Annotated in this window: 2 protein-coding genes; one reads left to right on the top strand and one right to left on the bottom strand. The window is 79.2% G+C overall.

The genetic code is table 11. The features are described 5' to 3' along the window. A partial coding sequence (nth, locus tag HLB09_RS17305; RefSeq protein ID WP_212771323.1) for an endonuclease III occupies positions 1 to 633 on the bottom strand: 633 nt, incomplete at its 3' end. A 246-nt stretch (positions 634 to 879) separates the two neighbouring features. Here nth and HLB09_RS17300 point away from each other — a divergent pair. Continuing rightward, positions 880 to 1224, top strand: a 345-nt coding sequence (locus HLB09_RS17300; protein WP_212771322.1) for a hypothetical protein, incomplete at its 3' end; no start/stop codon positions are given.

Below are 1224 nucleotides of genomic sequence, written 5' to 3'. Positions count from 1 at the left end.
CTCACCGGAGGCGCCCGAGGGGCAGTCCCGCTGGACCGGGCAGGCGCCGCACGCCGGGCGCCGGGCGTGGCAGGTGCGGCGCCCGTGGAAGATCAGGCGGTGGGAGAGCAGGGTGAGGTCGCGCCGCTCGAAGAGGGCGTCGACGTCGCGCTCGACCGCCACCGGGTCGGTCTCCTCCGTCCACCCGAGCCGCCGGGCGAGGCGGCCGACGTGCGTGTCGACGGTGGTGCCGGGCACGCCGAAGGCGTCGCCGAGGACGACGTTCGCCGTCTTGCGCCCGACGCCCGGGAGGGTCACCAGCTCCTCGAGCCGGGCGGGCACGCGCCCGTCGTGCTCGACGACGAGCTGGTCGGCCAGGCGCAGCAGGGTGCCGGCCTTGGCCCGGTAGAAGCCCGTCGGCCGCAGCACCGCCTCGAGCTCGGCGCGGTCGGCCCCCGCGAGCGACGCCGGGTCGGGCCAGCGCGCGAAGAGGGACGGCGTCACCCCGTTGACGCGCTGGTCGGTCGTCTGCGCCGAGAGCACCGTGGCGACGAGGAGCTCGAAGGGCGAGGAGAAGTCCAGCTCGCACCGCGCGTCCGGGTACCGCTCCGCCAGCGCGCGGTGCACGCGGCGGGCGCGGCGCACGAGCGCCAGCCGCGACCCCGGCCCTGACGTCGCCCCGGGGGTGCGGCGCGGCGGCGCGGGGGCGACGGGCGAGGCGGCGGGCGGGAGCACGCGACGACGATAGGCACGCCCCCTGACGGCGCACTGGGAGCGGGCCCTCCTCCGGCCCTGCGGGGCGCTTCGCCCGCGTGCCGCCGACCGCGTCGCACGGGTGAGAGCGCGGCGACCGGTGCCCGGGGCGCTCAAGGGCGCTCAGCCCGCCGACGAACCACTGGCATGGACGACGACCTGGACGAGCTGAGGCGCCTGCGCGCCGGGCTCGTGGCGCGCTCGGAGCGGCTGCGCCTGTGGTCGCGCCTCGTGCGGGCCCGCACCGACCTGCTGACCGCCCGCCTGTGCCCGCCCTCGACCCCGGAGGAGCTCCGCGAGGACGGGCTGGCCGAGATCGCCGACCTCGTCCTCGGCTCGGCGCCCGCCCCGGGCGGCGGCGAGGACCCGGCGGCCGCGCTCGTCGACCTCCGCCGGGCCCGCCACGACCTGGCGCGCCGCCGCGAGCACCTCGACGACCTCGTCTGCTGGGCCACCGCCGAGCTGCTGCTGGCGGCGGCCGCGCCGGGCGCC

Source organism: Pseudokineococcus marinus (assembly GCF_013004605.1).
GTDB lineage: Bacteria > Actinomycetota > Actinomycetes > Actinomycetales > Quadrisphaeraceae > Pseudokineococcus > Pseudokineococcus marinus.
The sequence above is the reverse complement of the archived record's forward strand: the minus strand, read 5'-3'. Positions and strand labels throughout refer to the sequence as shown.